General features: G+C 74.0%; 14 protein-coding genes. 5 read left to right on the top strand and 9 right to left on the bottom strand.

Going from position 1 to position 18,964, the window contains the following annotated elements; genetic code table 11:
* Window positions 1–4 precede the first annotated feature (4 nt).
* Window positions 5–1,381, top strand: coding sequence for an NtaA/DmoA family FMN-dependent monooxygenase (locus tag S1361_RS33805; RefSeq protein WP_208035671.1), 1,377 nt, complete (start codon window positions 5–7; stop codon window positions 1,379–1,381).
* 184 nt (window positions 1,382–1,565) lie between these two features.
* Here S1361_RS33805 and absR1 read toward each other — a convergent pair whose 3' ends face one another.
* Window positions 1,566–2,651, bottom strand: coding sequence for a beta-glucuronidase AbsR1 (gene absR1, locus S1361_RS33810; protein ID WP_208035672.1), 1,086 nt, complete (start codon window positions 2,649–2,651; stop codon window positions 1,566–1,568).
* A 94-nt stretch (window positions 2,652–2,745) separates the two neighbouring features.
* Between absR1 and S1361_RS33815 the strand changes: the two genes are divergently transcribed.
* Window positions 2,746–4,464, top strand: coding sequence for a LuxR family transcriptional regulator AbsR2 (locus tag S1361_RS33815; protein WP_208035673.1), 1,719 nt, complete (start codon window positions 2,746–2,748; stop codon window positions 4,462–4,464).
* 128 nt (window positions 4,465–4,592) lie between these two features.
* On the opposite strand, the gene S1361_RS33820 is transcribed toward S1361_RS33815, so the two are convergent.
* A complete protein-coding gene (locus tag S1361_RS33820; protein ID WP_243769392.1) occupies window positions 4,593–7,205 on the bottom strand; it encodes a CHAT domain-containing protein in 2,613 nt (870 codons plus the stop codon).
* A 76-nt stretch (window positions 7,206–7,281) separates the two neighbouring features.
* Between S1361_RS33820 and S1361_RS33825 the strand changes: the two genes are divergently transcribed.
* Genes S1361_RS33825 through S1361_RS33835 form a run of 3 tightly spaced genes read left to right on the top strand, consistent with a single transcriptional unit; the run spans window position 7,282 to window position 9,811 of the window.
* The gene (locus S1361_RS33825; RefSeq protein ID WP_208035675.1) at window positions 7,282–8,706 is read left to right on the top strand and encodes a S8/S53 family peptidase; all 1,425 of its coding nucleotides are present in this window, start codon (window positions 7,282–7,284) and stop codon (window positions 8,704–8,706) included.
* Complete coding sequence (locus S1361_RS33830; protein WP_208035676.1) at window positions 8,703–9,341, top strand: RNA polymerase sigma factor; 639 nt, start codon at window positions 8,703–8,705, stop codon at window positions 9,339–9,341. Before S1361_RS33825 ends, S1361_RS33830 begins: the two co-directional genes overlap by 4 nt.
* Window positions 9,338–9,811: a hypothetical protein gene (locus S1361_RS33835; protein WP_208035677.1), complete on the top strand. Its 474-nt coding sequence runs from the start codon at window positions 9,338–9,340 to the stop codon at window positions 9,809–9,811. Before S1361_RS33830 ends, S1361_RS33835 begins: the two co-directional genes overlap by 4 nt.
* A 550-nt stretch (window positions 9,812–10,361) precedes the next feature.
* Here S1361_RS33835 and S1361_RS33840 read toward each other — a convergent pair.
* The 7 genes from S1361_RS33840 to S1361_RS33870 all read right to left on the bottom strand — a co-directional run bounded on the left by S1361_RS33840 (window position 10,362) and on the right by S1361_RS33870 (window position 18,902).
* Complete coding sequence (locus S1361_RS33840; protein ID WP_208035678.1) at window positions 10,362–11,165, bottom strand: N-formylglutamate amidohydrolase; 804 nt, start codon at window positions 11,163–11,165, stop codon at window positions 10,362–10,364.
* 168 nt (window positions 11,166–11,333) lie between these two features.
* The gene (locus S1361_RS33845; RefSeq protein ID WP_208035679.1) at window positions 11,334–13,553 is read right to left on the bottom strand and encodes an NADP-dependent isocitrate dehydrogenase; all 2,220 of its coding nucleotides are present in this window, start codon (window positions 13,551–13,553) and stop codon (window positions 11,334–11,336) included.
* A 37-nt stretch (window positions 13,554–13,590) separates the two neighbouring features.
* The gene (locus S1361_RS33850; RefSeq protein WP_208035680.1) at window positions 13,591–14,019 is read right to left on the bottom strand and encodes a DUF4186 domain-containing protein; all 429 of its coding nucleotides are present in this window, start codon (window positions 14,017–14,019) and stop codon (window positions 13,591–13,593) included.
* A gap of 62 nt (window positions 14,020–14,081) precedes the next feature.
* Entirely contained in the window at window positions 14,082–14,819 is a 738-nt protein-coding gene (locus S1361_RS33855) for a restriction endonuclease (RefSeq protein WP_208035681.1), read from the bottom strand.
* A 90-nt stretch (window positions 14,820–14,909) separates the two neighbouring features.
* Window positions 14,910–16,001 (bottom strand): mechanosensitive ion channel family protein, encoded by a 1,092-nt coding sequence (locus S1361_RS33860; RefSeq protein WP_208035682.1) that lies wholly within the window; start codon window positions 15,999–16,001, stop codon window positions 14,910–14,912.
* Window positions 16,002–16,189: 188 nt separating this feature from the next.
* Entirely contained in the window at window positions 16,190–17,734 is a 1,545-nt protein-coding gene (locus S1361_RS33865) for an amino acid permease (RefSeq protein WP_208035683.1), read from the bottom strand.
* Between the two features lie 181 nt (window positions 17,735–17,915).
* Complete coding sequence (locus tag S1361_RS33870; RefSeq protein ID WP_208035684.1) at window positions 17,916–18,902, bottom strand: hypothetical protein; 987 nt, start codon at window positions 18,900–18,902, stop codon at window positions 17,916–17,918.
* Between the last annotated feature and the right edge of the window lie 62 nt (window positions 18,903–18,964).

Genomic DNA, 18,964 nt, shown 5'->3' on the forward strand with positions numbered 1-18,964 from the left:
CGCCATGAGCAAGCCGCTGAAGCAGATCCACCTGGCCGCCCACTTCCCCGGGGTCAACAACACCACCGTGTGGAGCGACCCGGCCGCCGGCAGCCACATAGAGTTCAGCTCCTTCGCCCACTTCGCGCGGACCGCCGAACGCGCCAAGTTCGACTTCCTGTTCCTCGCCGAGGGACTGCGGCTGCGCGAACAGGGCGGGCAGATCTACGACCTCGACGTGGTCGGCCGCCCCGACACCTTCACCGTGCTGGCCGCGCTGGCCGCCGTCACCGACCGGCTCGGCCTGACCGGCACCATCAACTCCACCTTCAACGAACCGTACGAGGTGGCCCGCCAGTTCGCCAGCCTCGACCACCTCTCCGGCGGCCGGTCCGCGTGGAACGTGGTCACCTCCTGGGACGCCTTCACCGGCGAGAACTTCCGGCGCGGCGGCTTCCTGCCGCAGGAGGAGCGCTACTCCCGCGCCAAGGAGTTCCTCGCCACCGCCCACGAGCTGTTCGACTCCTGGCACGGCGACGAGATCCTCGCCGACCAGGCCACCGGCACCTTCCTCCGGGACGCCAGGGCCGGCGCCTTCGTGCACCGGGGGCAGCACTTCGACATCCACGGCCGGTTCAACGTGCCGCGCTCCCCGCAGGGCCGGCCGGTCGTCTTCCAGGCCGGTGACTCGGAGCAGGGCCGCGAGTTCGCCGCCTCCAGCGCCGACGCGATCTTCAGCCGGTACTCCACGCTGAAGGAGGGCCAGGCCTTCTACACGGACGTCAAGTCCCGTCTCGCCGCGTACGGCCGCCGCCCCGACCAGCTGCTCATCCTGCCCGCCGCGACCTTCGTCCTCGGCGACACCGACCAGGAGGCCGCGGAACTGGCCCGGGAGGTCCGCCGGCAGCAGGTCAGCGGCGCCACCGCCATCAAGCACCTGGAGTTCGTCTGGAACCGGGACCTGTCGGCGTACGACCCGGAGGGCCCGCTGCCCGACGTCGACCCGGTGGTCGCCGAGGAGCACATCTCCCGGGGCCGCGCCCAGGTGCGGATGTACCGGGACCCGGTCGCCATCGCCCGCGAGTGGCGGCAGCTCGCCGAGGCCAACAAGTGGTCCATCCGCGACCTGGTCATCCACACCGGCAACCGGCAGACGTTCATCGGCTCCCCGGCCACCGTCGCGCGGACCATCAACGACTTCGTGCAGGCCGACGCGTCCGACGGCTTCATCCTCGTCCCGCACATCACCCCCGGCGGACTCGACCCGTTCGCCGACAAGGTGGTACCGCTCCTGCAGGAACAGGGCGTCTTCCGCGCGGACTACGAGGGCACCACCCTGCGCGACCACCTCGGCCTCGCCCACCCCGACGAGGCCCGCGCGGCGGAGCGTGCCGCTTCGTGACGTTCCTCGCCCGGCACGAGCCGTTTCGGCCGACGGCCCGTCGGCCTCGTACTCCGGGACGACCGGGCCACGGGCGCCGGGAAGCCGAGACGCCGGTGTGGGCGTGGACGTCACCTCCCCCGTGGGTGACGTCCACGCCCTTCCCCCCGGCGCCGGTCCGTGGCCGGCCGTCGTCCGTGTGCCGTCACCAGCACATGACCGCCGTCTCCCCCGACCCCCACGTGGAGTACAGGCGGACCCGGACGACGTAGCGGCGGCCCTTGACGAGCCGGACGCGGACGGCGGCGTTCTCCGGTGTGCCGCCGTCGTCGTGGCCCGCGAGGAAGCGCGGCTCCCCGTCGCGCTCCTCGAAGACCACCAGTACGGTGTCGGCGTCGCCGAAAGTGCCCACGGTGTACTCGCGGGTCTCCGGCGGCTCGACCGTGAAGTCGGCCTGCCCGCCCGGCCCGAGACCGAGCGGCGCGGACCGGAACGGCACCAGCGCGGCCGGCCCGGTGGGACCGGTGGGCGGGTACCAGCGCAGCACGAACTCCTTGTCCGCCGGGGACGGCGTGCCGGGCGGATGCAGCCCCCCGCGGTACTGCTCCGGCTCCAGCACCAGCCCCGGCCCGAACGGCAGCGTCATCACCGACTGCGGGTCCCACACCGAGCCGCCCGCCTCACAGGCGTCCAGCTGGCCCAGCACGTTCCGGTACGTCGTCTCCCGGCTGAAGAAGTTCGGCGGGCCCGCCAGCTCGGCGTACACGGCCTCGTCGTCCCAGTGCAGCCCGGCGAACGGACTCTGGTGCTCGTGCACCATGCCCAGTGCGTGCCCGATCTGGTGCAGGACCGTCCCGCGCTCCCCGGGCGCGGTCACGTCCCAGCCGAGGTTCATGGTGCGCTCGCCCCGGCCCACCGACAGGGCGTCCCGGCCCACCGCCGACCAGGACCCGGCACCGGCCTGGAACCCGATCCGCAGCTCCGCCTCGCAGCGGTCCCCGACCTCGGCGAAACCGATGCCGACGCCGAGATCCCGCCACTCGCCGAAGCACGCCCGGACCACGTCCCGCTGCTCCTCGCCGCCCGCCCACGGCACCCGGCGCAGCTCCCCGGTCCCGGGGACCGGGATGACCGAGGCGTCGGTGCGGGCGTCCAGGAAGCAGTAGTGCAGCACGGTGCCGTTGACCCACATCCGCCGCCCCGCGAGCAGCGCGCCCAGCCGCTCGGCCGTCAGCCCCGGGGCGAACGCCGGGGCCGGCTGCCGCGGAAGCGAGCAGAGACGTCGGGTCATGCGGCCAGAGTGCCGCCCGCCCGGCCCCGGCGCCTGAGTCGGGGGCTACTCAAGTCGCCCTGTATCAAACCTGAGTACCCGCGCTCAGCATGACGTGAGGACTTACGAACAGGACGCCAAGACCCTGGAGCTGCCCTGGCCGTTCACCGGCCGGGCGGACGAACTGGAGCTGGTGCGCGGCGCGCTGACCGCCGGCCGGCCCGGCATCGTGGTGACCGGCCCGGCCGGCCACGGCAAGACCCGGCTGATCACGGAGGCCGTCCGGGGCACGGACCACGCCCGGGTGACCGGCACGCCCGAGGCCCGGGACCTGCCCCTCGCCGCGTTCGCGCACCTGCTGCCCGACACCGTCTCGCTGCACTGCGCGGTCCGCGCGCTGTCCGGCGTACGGCTGCTCGTCGTGGACGACGCCCAGCTCCTGGACGAGACCTCCGCCGCCCTGGTCCACCAACTGGCCGTACAGGGCCGCACCCGCCTGGTCGTGGCCGCGGCGGACGGCCCTCCGGCGCCCGCGGCGGTCTCCCGGCTGTGGACCGGTGAACTGCTGCGCCGCCTGCCCCTCGACCCGCTGTCCCACGAGGACACCGCCCAGCTGCTCGCCGGCGCCGGCCTGGAACCGCTCACCGTGCGCCGGCTGCACCGGGCCTGCCGGGGCGACCTGCGGCTGCTGCGCGACCTGGTGACCGCGCTCGCCGGGTCCGGCCGGCTGACGACGGTCCCGGGCACCGGCGAGCGGGCCTGGCGGGGCGCGCTGCCGGTCACCCCGGCCGTCCGCGAGCGGCTCGCGCCCGCCCTGGAGCGGTCCGGGCCCGGCGAACGCGAGGTCCTGGAACGCCTCGCGTTCGCCGAACCCGTGCCCCTGCCGGTGGACGAGCTGGACCTGACCGCCCTGGAACACCTGGAGGCGGACGGCCTGATCGACGTCGACGAGCAGGGCGCCGTCACCCTCGCCCACCCCCTGCACGGCCCCGCGCTGCGCGCCACGGCCGGCCGGCTGCGGGCCCGGCGGCTCGGCCGCGCCCCCTTCGCGTACGGCCCCGCACTGACCGCCGAACAGCGCACGCTGGTCCGGCGGATGGAGCGGCTCGACGTCCGGCCGGTGCCGACGCCGGTGGGGGAGTGGCTGGTGGCGGAGGGCGGTGTGCTGCCCGCCGGGTACGCCGCGGTCCGCGCCCGGTACGCACGCCTGCGGGGCGAGCTGCGGGAGGCGGCGGCCTGGGCCCGGGAGGGACTGCGGGAGACCGAGTCGGACAGCGGGTGCCTGACGGAACTCGCGTTGGCCGAGGGGCGGTTGGGCGAGGTGACCGATCCGGACGGCGTCCACGCGCTCTACGGCGCCGTGCGCCTCGGCGAGCCGGAGCGGGCGGTCGGGCGGCTGCCGGCCGGGAGCGTGTTCGCCCGGCACGCGGACGCGCTCGCGCGCGCGGACGGGGCCGCGCTGGACGGGGCCGCGGAGGAGCTGTCCGAGCGGGGGTTCCTGCTGTACGCGGCCGAGGCGTACGCACAGGCGGTACGGGTGCACCGGGATCCGCGGGCCGCGCGGCTGTCCCGTACCCGGGCCGTCGCCCTGGCCAGGCGCTGTCAGGGGGCCGGTACGCCCGCGCTGGCCGGGCTGGTGCTCGGCGAACTCACCGCACGGCAGCGGCAGATCGTCACGCTGGCCGCGGCCGGGCTCAGCAACCGGGAGATCGCCGAACGGCTGACGCTGTCGGTGCGGACGGTCGGGAACCATCTGTACAGCGCGTACACGCGACTCGGCACCGGGGACCGGGACGCGTTGCCCTGGCTGGTCGAGGTGCCGGAGACGGCTTAGGGAGGACGTGGGGTGGGTCGTGGCCGGGCGCGGGTGCTTTGCGGATGCCCGCCCCACGCGGCCGAGCCGCGTACGAATACTGCCCCGCGCCCCTTCGGCAGGTGCCGTGGGCCGTGGAGGTCACTCCCTCACGCGGCCCCGAACGCCGCGAACGCCCAGCCCGTCGCCTGGTGGAGCGCGTCGCCGGGCAGGGCGGCGCGGGCGTCGCGCAGGGCCTCGGCCAGCGAGAGACCCGCGCCGAGGCCCTTGTGCAGCGACAGCATCAGCGGGACCACCGCCGCGTCGTTGACCGGAGCGCTGCTCGCCACCACCCCCGCCGTGCCCAGCGGCAGCAACGCCGTGACCAGGCCGAGGAGTTCGTCGGCGCCGACCGAGGCGAGACGGGCGGTGTCACAGCTGGACAGGATGATCCGGTACGGACTGCGGGCCAGGCGCTCGAAGTCGTGCACGATCAGCGGGCCGTCGGCCATCCGGAGGGCGGAGAACAGCGGGCTGTCGGCGCGGAACGTGCCGTGCGCCGCGAGGTGGGCGAGGCCCGCGCCGTCGAGTTCCGCCAGCACCCGGGGCACCTGAGCGGCCTCGCCCTCCAGGACGGTCGCCGTGCCGTACCGGTCCGCCAGTTCGGGCACCTCCGCGCCGCCCGTCGCGAGGCCGGGGCCGCGCACCAGCACCGGCCGGCCGTCCGGCGGCGGCGCGGTCTCGTGGGCGCGCAGCCAGCTGCCCGCCGACGGCGACACGCTCAGCACCCGCTCCCGCAGCGCGGGCAGCAGCGCCCACGGCACCCGGTGCAGTGCGCCCGGCGGCACGATCACCACCGGGCCCGAGCCCAGCTGCGGCACCGCCCCGGCCAGCAGGAGTTCCTGCAGACGCCGGCCGGCGGCCTCCACGAGGGGCAGCCGGGCCTCGGCCCCGGGGTGCGCGAGCCGCCGTAGCCCCGCCTGCACGTGCTCGGCCTCGGCCACCGCCTCCGCCAGCGAACCACCCGTGAATCGCCGTACCCGGCCCTGCCCGCACAGCAGGACGTGCACCCGGCCTTCCACCACCGCCAGTTCGACCAGCCGTCCGTCGCCGAGCCGGTCCAGCAGCCGGCCCACGTCGAGCCGGTCGCCCGCGTCGGCCGCGGCCCCGCCCATGTGCCGGGTGCGCGAGCGGATCTCCCGTTCCAGGCGCCGCTGTTCGCGCTCCAGCGCCGGCACCGGGCGGCCCTGCATCCGGGCGGCCTCCGCGCGGGCCGCGATCTCCCGGTAGGCGGTCAGCCCGCTCAGCAGAGCCCGGTCGTCGGGCGGCCGGGTCGGCGGCGCGGAGAGCACGGTCGCCCGCCACCGCTCGCTCCACCCCAGCAACCGGCGCGGACCGCCCTGCGCGAGGCTCACCTCCTGTGCCAGCGCGGCCAGTTCGGCGCCCTGCGCGGTCGCGTGGGCGCGCAGCTCCGAGGCGCCCAGCGTCATCCGGTGGTCGTCCAGCACGTCCAGACCGCGCCGGCACGCCTCCAGCACCCCGCGCCGGGAACCGGCCGCCCGAGCCCGCAGCGCCTGTGCCACCCAGCCCGTCATGCGGGCCGTCGGCGGCCCGCCGTGCCGGCTGCGCGCGGCCACCGCCAGGTGCCGCTCCGCGTCCGCCGTCCAGCCCAGCGCAAGCGCGATCCGGCCCGCCAGCAGCGACGCCTCCGGCGCGGCGGGCGAACCGAAGGAGTCCAGCCTCTCGGCGACCGCCGCCGCGTCCGCGACCATCCGCCCCGACCGCCGCCCGGCCGCCACCCGCGCCTCCAGCAGCACCAGCCGGGCGTGCGTCTCCCACCAGCTCCGGCGCTGCGCCGCGAACAGCCGTACGGCGACGGCGGCGCGGGCTATGGCGGTGTGCGCGTCCCCCGCCGACCGGGCGGCCCACGAGGCGGCGAGCAGCAGCTCGGCCTTGCGGGTGGACTGACCGCCCATCCGGTCCAGCAGCGCGATCGCCGCGTCCGCCTCGGCCAGCGCCTCCGGGGCCAGCCCCGCCGCCATCAGCACCTCGCAGCGCCGGATCGAAAGGTTGTAGGTGGGCGTGCCCAGCTTGGCGTAGCGCTCCTCGGCCTCGTCCAGCAGCCGCAGTGCCGCCGGGATGTCCCCGGACCGGAACGCGGCCAGCCCCCGGCTCTCCACCGCGTCCGCCTTGTCGTGCTCCTGGCCGGTGGTGTCCCACAGCCGCTCCGCCGCCGTGAAGTCCGCGACGGCCCGGTCCACCGCGCCCAGCGCCAGGTGCACGGTGGCCCGCAGGGTCAGCGCCCGCGCGGTCCAGATGTCGTCGGCGGCCTGCCGCAGGACGGGCAGGGCCCGCCGTACGTCGTCCAGGGCCTCCCGGTGACGCCCCAGCACCCACCACACGTAGGCCCGCCGGTACAGCACCCGGGCCCGGGTGTGACCGCTGCCCCGGGCGACCCCCCGCTCGAAGGACGCGAGCCCCTGCCGCGTGCGCCCCGCGTGCACCAGTGCGACCCCCAGCGTGGCCAGCACATCGGCCTCCCGGTCGGCCGACTCGGCGCGCGCCGCCAGGTCCCGGGCCCGCCGCAGATGCCGCAGCGCAATCCGCAGGTCGCCGAAGTCCCGCTGCCAGATGCCGAGGACCTGGTGGGCGACGCTGGCGTGGACCGGCGACGGAGCGGCGCGCAGGACGTGTTCGGCGCGTGCCCGGGCCTCGCCCGGATCGGCGAACACCATGGGCAGCAGTTCGAGAACCGACTCGCTTCCCGCTGTCACGTCTCGCATGGTAGTGGCCTGCTGTATCAGACGGTGACCCCACGACTCTCACTGTCGGACACCGTCTTGAGGGGGAGGACACCACATGGCACCACACCGCTTCCACGAGCAGTTCGAGCACATCCAGCGCTCGCTGCCGGACGTACCCCTGACCATGGGACCGGACGACTCGGCCGGGTTCCTCTACGAGAAGGGCGTTCTGCTGGTCCGCGACGGCGAGGAGGCCGGGTTCGTCGAGGACGCCGTGCGCATCCACTTCACCGAGACCCGGGGGCTGGTCCCCGACCACGTGCGCCGCGTCGGGCCGCAGGCCGGCCGCACCGGTGTCACCCGGATCCGGGTCGGCGACCCGGCCGGGGGCGAGGACACCGTGCCGCACGCGCTGCGCGCGGTGCGGGAGGCCGAGGACCGCCAGGGCCGCCGGCTGGCCGGCCGCAACCACGTGGTGCACATCGCGGTCAACGCCTGCCCCGGCGACGAGCCGGTGCCCGCCCCCCGCACCGAGTCCGTCAACTCGGCGGCCGCCGAGGGGAGTTACGACCCGGCCACCGCGGTCGGCGTGCTCGTTGTCGACACCGGTCTGGTGCACGACCACCGCTCCTACCCGCTGCTCGCCCACACCACGGGCGACGCCCAGCTCACCGAGACCGACGGCGACGGCGTGCTCCGCCAGTACGTCGGCCACGGCACGTTCATCGCCGGGATCCTCGCGGCCGTCGCGCCCAACACCGACATCACCGTGCGTGGCACCCTCAACGACGCCGGCGCCGTGCTGGAGTCCGAGTTCGGCGCGCTGCTCTTCGAGGCCGTCGACCGGGACGGCTGGCCGGACATCATCAGCCTCTCCGCGGGCACCCCGAGTGCCGACACCGACGGTCTGATCGGTCTGGACGGGTTCATGCGGGAACTGCGCGACCAGCGCACGCTGCTGGTGGCCGCCGCCGGCAACAACGGCAGCGACACCCCCTTCTGGCCCGCCGCCTACGCCGCCCTGCCCGAGTACGCCGACTGCGTGCTGTCGGTCGGTGCCCTGCGCGCGGACGGCGAGTCCGGGGCCTGCTTCACCAACCACGGCCCGTGGGTGCGCGTCCACGCCCCCGGCGAGCGTCTCACCAGCGCCCTCACCGGCTTCACCACGCCCGTGCCGTACGTCTACCAGCACTCCACCTACGACGCCTGCCGGTTCGGTGCCGCGTACCCGTGCACCTGCCGGTACCCGCGTCACACCGGTGTGCTGAGCGAGGGCCGGGAGAGCACCGGTGGCAAGCCGGACCAGGTGATGTTCGACGGTCTCGCGCAGTGGAGCGGCACCTCGTTCGCCACCCCGGTGGCCGCGGGCCTCGTCGCCGCCCGGATGTCGGCGTACCGGGAGCGCGACCCGCGGGCCGCCGGAGCCGGGCTGCTGGCGGCCACCACCGAGCGGGCCGAGGTGCGCGGGGCGCACGTGCCGGCGCTCCGGCCGCCCACCTGGCGCCCCGTACCGGTCGCCGCAGCGGCCCTGCCCGTATGAGGTCCGGAACCCTCCACTCCGCGGCGTACGATGACAGGCCGTACACAAGGGGTGGAGCCGTGGACCGAGCAGAGGTCGGCGCGTTGGTCCAGTCTGCCGTCGACGGGGACGCCGCGGCCTGGAAGGCGCTGGTGGAAGGGATGAGTCCGCTGGTGTGGTCGGTGGTGCGCGCACACCGGCTGTCGGACGCCGACGGACACGAGGTCTTCCAGACCACGTGGTTCCGCTTCGCCCAGTACCTGAGCCGTATACGGGAACCCGAGAAGGCCGGTGCCTGGCTGGCCAGTACGGCCCGGCACGAGTGCCTGAAGGTGCTCAAGGGGCTGGCGCGGCTGACCCTGACCGACGATCCGCGGGTGCTGGACCGGGCCAGCGAGGAGCGGACGCCGGAGGAGACGCTGATCGACTCGGAGGAGGCGGCGGACCGGGCCGAGCGGGTCCGCTGGCTGTGGCAGGAGCTGGACGGACTGGGCGAGCGTTGCCGGCAGCTGCTGCGCGTGCTGATGGCCTCGCCGCCGCCCAGCTACGGGGAGATCTCGGCCGCGCTCGGTATCGCGGTCGGCAGTATCGGCCCGCTGCGCCAGCGCTGTCTGCGCCGGCTGCGGGCCCGGATGAACGCACGGGGTGCGGTGTGAACGGCGACGGCGACGGGCCCGAGGGGCCGGAGGAGTTCGCGGACGGGCTGCTGGAGGAGGAGCTGCGCCAGGCGGCCGCCGTCCTGGACCCGGTTCCGGCCGAGTTGCTGCAGGCGGCCCTGGACGCGTTCGCGCTGCATGACCTGGACGCGCGGCTCGCCGAGCTGACCTTCGACTCGCTCGTGGACGCGCTGCCGGTCAGGGGCGTCACGGACGCGCCGCGGATGCTGACGTTCCGCGCGGGCGAGTTGACGGTCGACGTGGAGGTCACTGAGGACGGTCTGATCGGTCAGGTGCTGCCGCCGCAGCCGGCCCGGATCGAGGTCCTCGGCGGCCCGCAGAGCACCCGCGGCCCGCTCACCGCGGACCCCCTCGGCCGGTTCACCAGCACCACCCCACCGTCCGGCCCGTTCGCCCTGCGGCTGCGGACCGGCGCCGAGGTGATCGTCACGGAGTGGCTGCGGGCGTGAGCCGCGGGCGCGGGGGAGCCGTGCCCGGTGCGGCCGCGTGGAGGTGGTCTCCGGGGCGGGGGTGAGCCGTGTCCGGCTGGTTCGCCCGACGGCTGCGGGTCGGCGCGGTGGTGGTCGCCGGGGGTGCTGCGGGCGTCGGCCGGTTGCGTGCTGCGGGTCGGTGTGGAGGTGGTCTCCGGGGCGGGGTGAGCCGTGTCCGGCTGGTTCGCCCGACGGCTGCGGGTCGGCGCGGTGGTGGTCGCCGGGGGTGCTGCGGGCGTCGGCCGGTTGCGTGCTGCGGGCCGGTGTGGAGGTGGTCTCCGGGGCGGGGGTGAGCCGTGTCCGGCTGGTTCGCCCGACGGCTGCGGGTCGGCGCGGTGGTGGTCGCCGGGGGTGCTGCGGGCGTCGGCCGGTTGCGTGCTGCGGGTCGGTGTGGAGGTGGTCTCCGGGGCGGGGGTGAGCTGTGTCCGGCTGGTTCGCCCGACGGCTGCGGGTCGGCGCGGTGGTGGTCGCCGGGGGTGCTGCGGGCGTCGGCCGGTTCGTGCTGCGGGTCGGTGTGGAGGTGGGTGGCTCAGGCGGTGGGGTGGGCGGTGTCGACGAGTGTGGCCAGGGCCGTGGCGAGGCGGTTCAGGCCCGGGCCGGCCGGGCCGCCCGGTTCCGTCATGTAGGTGTCCCGCCGGATCTCCACCATCAGGGCGCCGACGCGCGGGTCCGTGCCGTAGAAGTCCAGCGGCACGTACGTCCCGGCGAACGGGCTGTCCAGGCCCGTCTCGCCGCAGCCGGCGAACGCCTTGCGGGCGGCCTCCGTCAGCTCCGGCGGGGTGTGGAAGGCGTCCGTGCCCAGGCACACCGGCGGGCGCGGCCCGGTGCCGTGCAGCTCGTAGGGGAGCGGTTCGGCCGGATACGAGTGCACGTCGATGATCACGGCCCGCCCGGTCGCGGCCAGCCGCCCGGCCACCGCCTCCGTCATGGCCGCGGCGTAGGGGCGGAAATAGCGGGCGAGCAGCGGCTCCGGGTCGGTGTCCGCGGGCCGCAGCACAGCCCGGCGCGTGGTCCGCGTGTACACCGCGCCCATGCCGACGGCCGCCATCTCCTCCCGCTCGTCCGGGAACCGCTCCGGGTCCACCACCAGCCGCGACAGCCGGTTCACGAACCGCCAGGGCCGCACCCCGGCGAGCGCGGCGGCCCGCTCGGCGATCTCGGCGGTGTGCGCGTCCGTGATCCGGTCCAGCTCCCGCTCCAGCTCCGCGTCGTCCAGCACGATCCCGGCGCGCACGTCCTGCGGTATCGCCCGTGCCGAGTGCGGCACGTGCAGCAGCACCGGCGACTCGGCGGCGCCGGGAAGGAGGTCGAACGAGGGGGTGCTCTCGGACACCGGCTGCTCCTGGGGTGTGGGTGCGTGCACGATCAAGGTGCCACACGGCACTGACAACGGCTCCCGCCCCACACGCCTCCGCCCCGGCCGGGGTCTCCCGGCCGGGGCGGAGGGCACGTCACCTCGGCGGCTCGGGCGCCGCAGGCGCCGGCTGAGCCGCCGCGGGCACTAGCTCAGGGACGCCAGGGCCTCGTTCCAGGTGGCCGACGGGCGCATGACCGCGTCCGCCTTGGCCTTGTCGACCTGGTAGTAGCCCCCGATGTCGGCCGGGGAGCCCTGGACGGCGATCAGCTCGTCCACGATCTTCTGCTCGTTCGCGGCGAGGGTCTCGGCGAGCGGCGCGAAGGCCTTGGCCAGGTCGGCGTCGTCGGTCTGCCGGGCCAGCTCCTGCGCCCAGTACAGGGACAGGTAGAAGTGGCTGCCGCGGTTGTCGATGCCGCCGACGCGCCGGGTCGGGGACTTGTCCTCGTTGAGGAAGGTCGCCGTGGCGCGGTCCAGGGTGTCGGCGAGGACCTTGGCGCGGGTGTTGCCGGTGGCCGCCGCGTACTGCTCGAAGGACGGAACCAGGGCGAAGAACTCACCGAGCGAGTCCCAGCGCAGGTAGTTCTCCTTGACCAGCTGCTGGACGTGCTTCGGCGCGGAACCGCCGGCGCCCGTCTCGAACAGACCGCCGCCCGCCATCAGCGGGACGACCGACAGCATCTTGGCGCTGGTGCCCAGCTCCAGGATGGGGAAGAGGTCGGTCAGGTAGTCGCGCAGCACGTTGCCGGTCACCGAGATGGTGTTCTCGCCGCGGCGGATGCGCTCCACCGACAGCTTGGTGGCCTCGACCGGGGACAGGATGCGGATGTCCAGGCCCTCGGTGTCGTGCTCGGGCAGGTACTGCTTGACCTTGGCGATCAGCTGCGCGTCGTGGGCGCGCGTCTCGTCCAGCCAGAACACGGCCGGGTCGCCGGTGGCGCGGGCGCGGGTGACGGCCAGCTTGACCCAGTCGCGGATCGGGTCGTCCTTGGTCTGGCAGGCGCGGAAGATGTCGCCCTGCGCGACCGGCTGCTCGATCAGGACGTTGCCGGCCTGGTCGGTCAGGCGGACCGTGCCGGCGGCCGGGATCTCGAAGGTCTTGTCGTGCGAGCCGTACTCCTCGGCCTTCTGCGCCATCAGGCCGACGTTCGGGACCGAGCCCATGGTGGACGGGTCGTAGGCGCCGTTGGCGCGGCAGTCGTCGATGACGGCCTGGTAGACACCGGCGTAGGAGGAGTCCGGGATCACGGCGAGGGCGTCGTGCTCCTGGCCGTCCGCGCCCCACATGTGGCCCGAGGTGCGGATCATGGCCGGCATCGAGGCGTCGATGATGACGTCCGACGGCACGTGCAGGTTGGTGATGCCCTTGTCGGAGTCGACCATCGCCAGCGCGGGGCCCTCGGCGATCTCGGCGTCGAAGGAGGCCTTGATCTCGGCGCCCTCGGGCAGGTTCTCCAGGCCCTTCAGGATGCCGCCGAGGCCGTCGTTCGGGGTGAGGCCGGCCGCCTTGAGGGTCTCGCCGTACTTCGCGAACGTCTTCGGGAAGAAGGCGCGCACCACGTGGCCGAAGATGATCGGGTCGGAGACCTTCATCATCGTGGCCTTCAGGTGCACGGAGAACAGGACGCCCTCTTCCTTGGCGCGGGCGACCTGCGCGGCGAGGAACGTGTTCAGCTCGGCGACGCGCATGACGGAGGCGTCGACGACCTCGCCCTCGCGGACCGGTACGGACTCCTTCAGGACGGTGGTGGTGCCGTCCTCGCCGACCAGCTCGATCCTGAGCGTGCCGGCCTCGGAGATCACGACGGACTTCTCGGTGGAGCGGAAGTCGTTCTCGCCCATGGTCGCCACGTTGGTCTTGGACTCGGCGGTCCAGGCGCCCATGCGGTGCGGGTGGGTCTTGGCGTAGTTCTTCACCGAGGCCGGGGCACGGCGGTCGGAGTTGCCCTCGCGCAGGACCGGGTTGACGGCGGAGCCCTTGATCTTGTCGTAGCGGGCGCGGATCTCGCGCTCCTCGTCGGTCTTCGGGTCGTCCGGGTAGTCCGGCAGCGCGTAGCCCTTGGCCTGCAGCTCGGCGACGGCGGCCTTCAGCTGCGGGATGGACGCCGAGATGTTCGGCAGCTTGATGATGTTGGCCGCGGGGGTCTTGGCCAGCTCGCCCAGCTCGGTCAGCGCGTCGGGGATGCGCTGGTCCTCGTTCAGGTACTCCGGGAAGACGGCGATGATGCGCCCGGCCAGCGAGATGTCACGCGTCTCCACGGGCACACCGGCCTGCGAGGCGTACGCCTGGATCACCGGCAGGAACGAATGCGTCGCCAGGGCCGGGGCCTCGTCTGTGTAGGTGTAGATGATGGTCGAGTCAGTCACCGGGTGCTCCGCTCCACGTCTGCAACATTGCTCGACATCAAGATATCTCGTGACCGGGGTCGGCTCGACAGGGGTCCTGGCCGGAAAAAGCGCCACCCGCCATCTCGCGCGCGATCCAGTGGCAGATCACGTCCACCACGTACACGTGTTCGTCCCGGGTCAGTGTCCGCCCCTTCGGGATCCCGTGCCAGCGCTGGAGGCAGCCCCGGCAGCAGGTCGCGGTCGCGTGCTGGGCCACGAAGACCGGGTGCCCCCGGTACGGCGTCTGCTTGCCGTCCTTGTACGGCTCGGCCGGCGCCAGCCGCTTGGCGACCAGGTCGTACGCGTGCCACCTGATCGTCGCCGGGCCCTTGAGCCCGGCGGTCGCCCGGTCCCGCCCGCGCAGGTGGAACCGCGCCCGGAACGGCTGCCGGGCGAGGGCGTCCAGCAGCTGGTCGAGCGAGCGGGGGGCGGGGGACGAGGTCATGTTGCTTCGAGGGTAGTCCGCGCGCCGGCGGCGTGCGCCGGCCGCAGCGGGCGGCTCGCCGTTCACGATCCGGCGTCCGCCCGCTCCCAGGGGCTGGGGCCCGTGCCCCGGCGCCAGGCCTCCAGGTCGTCGCCGTTCACGCAGACGATCCCGCACTGCAGCGCGTACTCCAGGGCGGGTGCCGTGAAGTCGCTCGTGGTGACCACCGCGGCGACATCGGCCTCGTGGATGGTGAAGCAGGTGCCGCCGAAGCGCTGCACGTCCTGGGAGCCGACCTTGTTGTCGTCGCCGTACTGCTTGCACTGGATGACCAGGCGCCGCCCGTCCGGGGTGAGGGCGACGACGTCGGCCCCGAGGTCACCGGCTCCGCCCACCACCTCCACCTCGCGGCACTCGCCGAGCACGCACAGCTCCGCTATCGCCTGCTCGAAACCGTCGGGGTCGAGCGCGGCGAAGTCGGTAGCGGGGAGGCGGACGGCGGGCTCGGCCACCGGCGCGGCGGCGAGAGTGACGGAGGCCTCGTCGGCGGCTTCCTCCAGCGCCCGGGCTGCCCGGCGCGCGTACCCGCCGGGGGAGAGGCGGCGCCGCCGGGAACGGAGCTGGAACGCGGTGGCCGCGGCGAGCACCGCGAGGACACCGGCCCAGACCGGGCGGCGCTCGATCATGCCCGCCGCCGTGCGCGCCAGGAACGCGAGGACGCACAGGACGATCGCGAGCAGTACGAAGAACATCGCGGTGCTGCGCAGATCGAAGCGCCGACGGCGCTCCGCCCCTCCGACCTGGCGCACGGGTACGGTCATGCCGGCTTCCTCCTGACAGCGACGAAGATCTCCTGGCTACGGATGCCCAAGATCCCCGCCCGCTCCCAGGGACGGCCCGGCCGGTGCGGCTCAGTCGGCCACGGTCGCCCCGCCGGTGACGTCCTCCCCGGTCCGCTGGTGCGGGATCACCGCCGGGCCCGGCTGGAGCGAGACCGAGCGGGTGGGCGCCGGGATGCGGATGCCCTCCTCGCGGTAGCGGCGGTGCAGGCGCTTGATGAACTCGTGCTTGATCCGGTACTGGTCGCTGAACTCGCCGACGCCGAGGATGACCGTGAAGCCGATCCGGGAGTCGCCGAAGGTGTGGAAGCGGATCGCGGGCTCGTGCTCGGGGACGGCGCCGGTGACGTCCGTCATGACCTCCGTGACCACCTCCGCGGTGACCCGTTCCACGTGCTCCAGGTCGGAGTCGTAGCCCACCCCGACCTGCACCAGGACGGTCAGCTCCTGCTCGGGCCGGGTGTAGTTGGTCATGTTCGCCTTGGCGAGCTGGCCGTTGGGGATGACCACCAGGTTGTTGGAGAGCTGGCGGACCGTCGTCTGGCGCCAGTTGATGTCGACGACGTAGCCCTCCTCGCCGCTGCTCAGCCGGATGTAGTCGCCCGGCTGGACGGTCTTGGAGGCGAGGATGTGGACGCCCGCGAAGAGGTTGGCGAGGGTGTCCTGGAGGGCCAGGGCGACCGCCAGACCGCCGACGCCCAGGGCGGTCAGCAGGGGTGCTATGGAGATGCCGAGGGTCTGCAGGACCACCAGGAAGCCGATGGCCAGGACCAGGACCCGGGTGATGTTCACGAAGATGGTCGCCGAACCGGCGACCCCCGAGCGGGACTGGGTGACCGTACGGACCAGTCCGGCGATCACCCGGGCCGCGGAGAACGTCACGACGACGATCAGCCAGACCTGGAGCACCTGGTACACGTGGTGCTGGACGGTCCTGGTGCACGGCAGCACGGCCGTGGCCGCCGCCGCGCCGCCCACGATCGCCGCCCAGGGGACGACCGAGCGCAGCGCGTCCACGATGACGTCGTCACCGCTCCAGCGGGTCCGTTCGGCGTGCTTGGCGAGCCAGCGCAGCAGGGTGCGCGCCATGAAGGCGAGCAGCAGGCCCGCCCCCAGAGCGATGCCGGCGAGGACGAGGTCGTCCAGGGTCAGCGTGCGGTTCACCGGTCACCTCCGGGGCGCGGAACCGCTGCGGAGCACCACTTGTGAAGTCTCGTCACGTTGTCACCTGCTCGATGTCCGGGATGTGCGATCGCGCCGGCCGAAGGAACTCCGGTGACCGGCGCGATCGTTCATCCTGCCGCATCCGGTACACCGGTTCGTACCGGACCGGCGCTCTCCGGACAGCCGGCTCAGACGATGCCCTCGGCGAGATCCGCCTGGTCACGGTCGCTGCCGTACGCGGCGGTGGTGGGCGTGCCGTACGACCGGCGGGCGACGTACCACCAGACGCTGGCGAGGATCAGGACCACGGCGAGGGCGATGGCGGCGTAGTTCATCGTGTCGGCCGTGACCGGCGACGCCTGGGGCAGGCAGAACAGAACCGTCACGCACGCCACCCAGACGACCGCGATCCAGCCGATCGGCCTGCTCCAGCGGCCCAGGTGCCACGGCCCCGGCCGGAAGCGGTCGCCGGCACGCAGCCGGAGGAAGACGGGGATGGCGTAGGCCGGGGTGATGCCGATGACGTTGATGGCGGTCACCGCGTTGTAGGCCGTCGTCGAGTACAGCGACGGCAGGGCCAGGACACAGGCCACCACGACGGACAGCCAGACGGCGGCGACCGGGGTCTGGGTGCGGCTGCTCACCTTGCGCCACAGGTGCGAGCCGGGCAGCGCCCCGTCCCGGCTGAACGCGAACACCATCCGGCTGGCCGCGGCGACCTCGGCGTTCCCGCAGAACAGCTGGGCGACGATGACGACGAGCAGCAGGGCGCTCGCGCCGTCGGTGCCGAGGCCGTCGAGCAGGATCTGGGCGGGCGGCACGCCGGTGCCGGTGGTGCGGGTGGCGTCGTAGTCCTGGATGGCGAAGGTCAGACCGGCCAGCAGCACGAAACCGGCCAGCCAGGACGCCCAGATGGCGCGGACGATGCCGCGGGAGGCGGCTACCGAGGCGTGCGAGGTCTCCTCGGACAGGTGGGCGGAGGCGTCGTAGCCGGAGAAGGTGTACTGCGCGAGGAGCAGGCCGATCGCGGCGACGTACAGCGGGTTGTCCCAGCCGGTCTCGTTGACGAACTTCGTGAACACGAAGGACGGCGACCGGTGGTGGTCGGGGACGATGGCCAGCGCGCCGACGATCAGGGCGACGCCCGCCAGGTGCCACCACACGCTGACCGAGTTGAGCACGCTGACCAGGCGGACGCCGAACAGGTTCAGCACCGCGTGCAGCAGCAGGATGGCGCAGAAGATCAGCATGGTCTTGCCGGGCGTCGGCACGAAGCCCCACTGGATGCTGGCGAACGCGCCGGTGAACAGGGCGGCGCCGTAGTCGATGCCGGCGATCGCGCCGAGCAGGCCGAGCAGGTTCAGCCAGCCGGTGTACCAGCCCCAGCGCCGGCCGCCGAGCCGGTCGGCCATGTAGTACAGGGCGCCGGAGGTCGGGTAGGCGCTGGTGACCTCGGCGAGTGCGAGGCCGACGCACAGGACGAACAGACCGACGCCGGCCCAGCCCCACAGCATCACGGCGGGACCGCCGGTGTTCAGGCCGAAGCCGTACAGGGTCATACAGCCGGACAGGATCGAGATCACCGAGAAGCTGATCGCGAAGTTGCCGAAGCCGCCCATGCGGCGGGCCAGCACCGGCCGGTAGCCGAGTTCGCGCAGCCGCTGCTCCTCGTCCTGCTGCGGCAGACCCGGGGCGGGCACGGGGGCGGGCGAGGGTTCGGGGGTGGGGGACACGCGGGGACCTCCGGGATCGACGGTTTCGAACGGGCACGTGCGACGGGCTGTTCAGGGGGTGGAGCGGAGGGCGGTGCGGGGTGCTCCGGGGTGGAGCGGAGAGCGGTGCGGGGTGGAGCCGAGGGGCCGGCTGTGCGTTCCGTGGCCGGAGCGCAGGGCCGTGCGGGCCGTTCAGGGGCGTTCAGGGGCGGGAGCCGTCCGCGGCGGCCCGACAGCGGTCCCGGGCCTGTACGAAGACCTCCACGGCCCGGTCCCGGTCCGCGGTGCGGTACATCCAGGGCGGGGGCGTGAAGTAGGGGCCGATCGCCTCGAACACCCGGGCCGCCTCCGGGAACTGGAGGGAGCCCCACAGGGCGTGCGCCAGGTGGTTGAGGTCCGGCAGCGCGCGCTCGCCGGGGGGCGTCCGCTCGAACCAGGAGTCCAGCGCGCGCCGCGCCTCACGGGCTGCCTCCTCCACCACCCAGTGCAGGTCCAGCGCCGCGTCGTGCCCGCTGTCCCGGCGGTAGCGCTCGACCCGGACGTACAGCGGCAGCAGGTGCAGCGCGGAACCGGGCGGGGCCTGGCCGGCGACCCACTGCGCGTACCCGGAGGCCTCCGCGAGCCGGCCCGAACCGCCGCGCACGTAGAGGAACTGCAGCATCCGGTGGTGGGCCTCGCGGTTGAACGGGTCACGCCTGCCGGCCTCCGCCAGCAGCCCCCAGGGGCCGGGCGGCAGCATCGGCTCCGGCGCGGCGGCCCGGTGCTCCTCCCACCGCTGCTCCGGGTCGAGCTGGGCCAGCGCCAGCAGACACACCCACGGCACCGGGTCCTGCGGGGCGGCCTGGGTGGCCGACTGCGCCGCGTCCCACGCCTCGATCCACAACTCGTGGGTACGGCGGTGCCGTTCTCGCCGGGCCCGCAGGGCGCGCTCCACGCCGACCCGGGCGTGCATCACCACCGCATGGGTGCTGTCCGGCTCCTCGGCGAGCCAGGCCCGCACCACGTCGGTGCCGGCCGCGGCCGCCGCCAGGACCTGGGTGCGCTGGGTCCACTGCCACCACTCGGTGGTCTCCGCGAGCAGGGTGCGCATGGCCATCCAGCGGCCGGTGCGCAGGTCCTGCAGGGCGGCGCGCAGCGCGTGGTCGGGCCCGGCGGGGTCGTAGGTGGGGCGGGCTCCGTCTCTGGCCATCAGCGGGCCCCCGGCCACTGGCGCACGGGCGAGGTGGCGGGGTGACGTTGCAACAGCCCTCC

It is taken from the genome of Streptomyces cyanogenus (assembly GCF_017526105.1).
Taxonomy (GTDB): Bacteria; Actinomycetota; Actinomycetes; order Streptomycetales; family Streptomycetaceae; genus Streptomyces; species Streptomyces cyanogenus.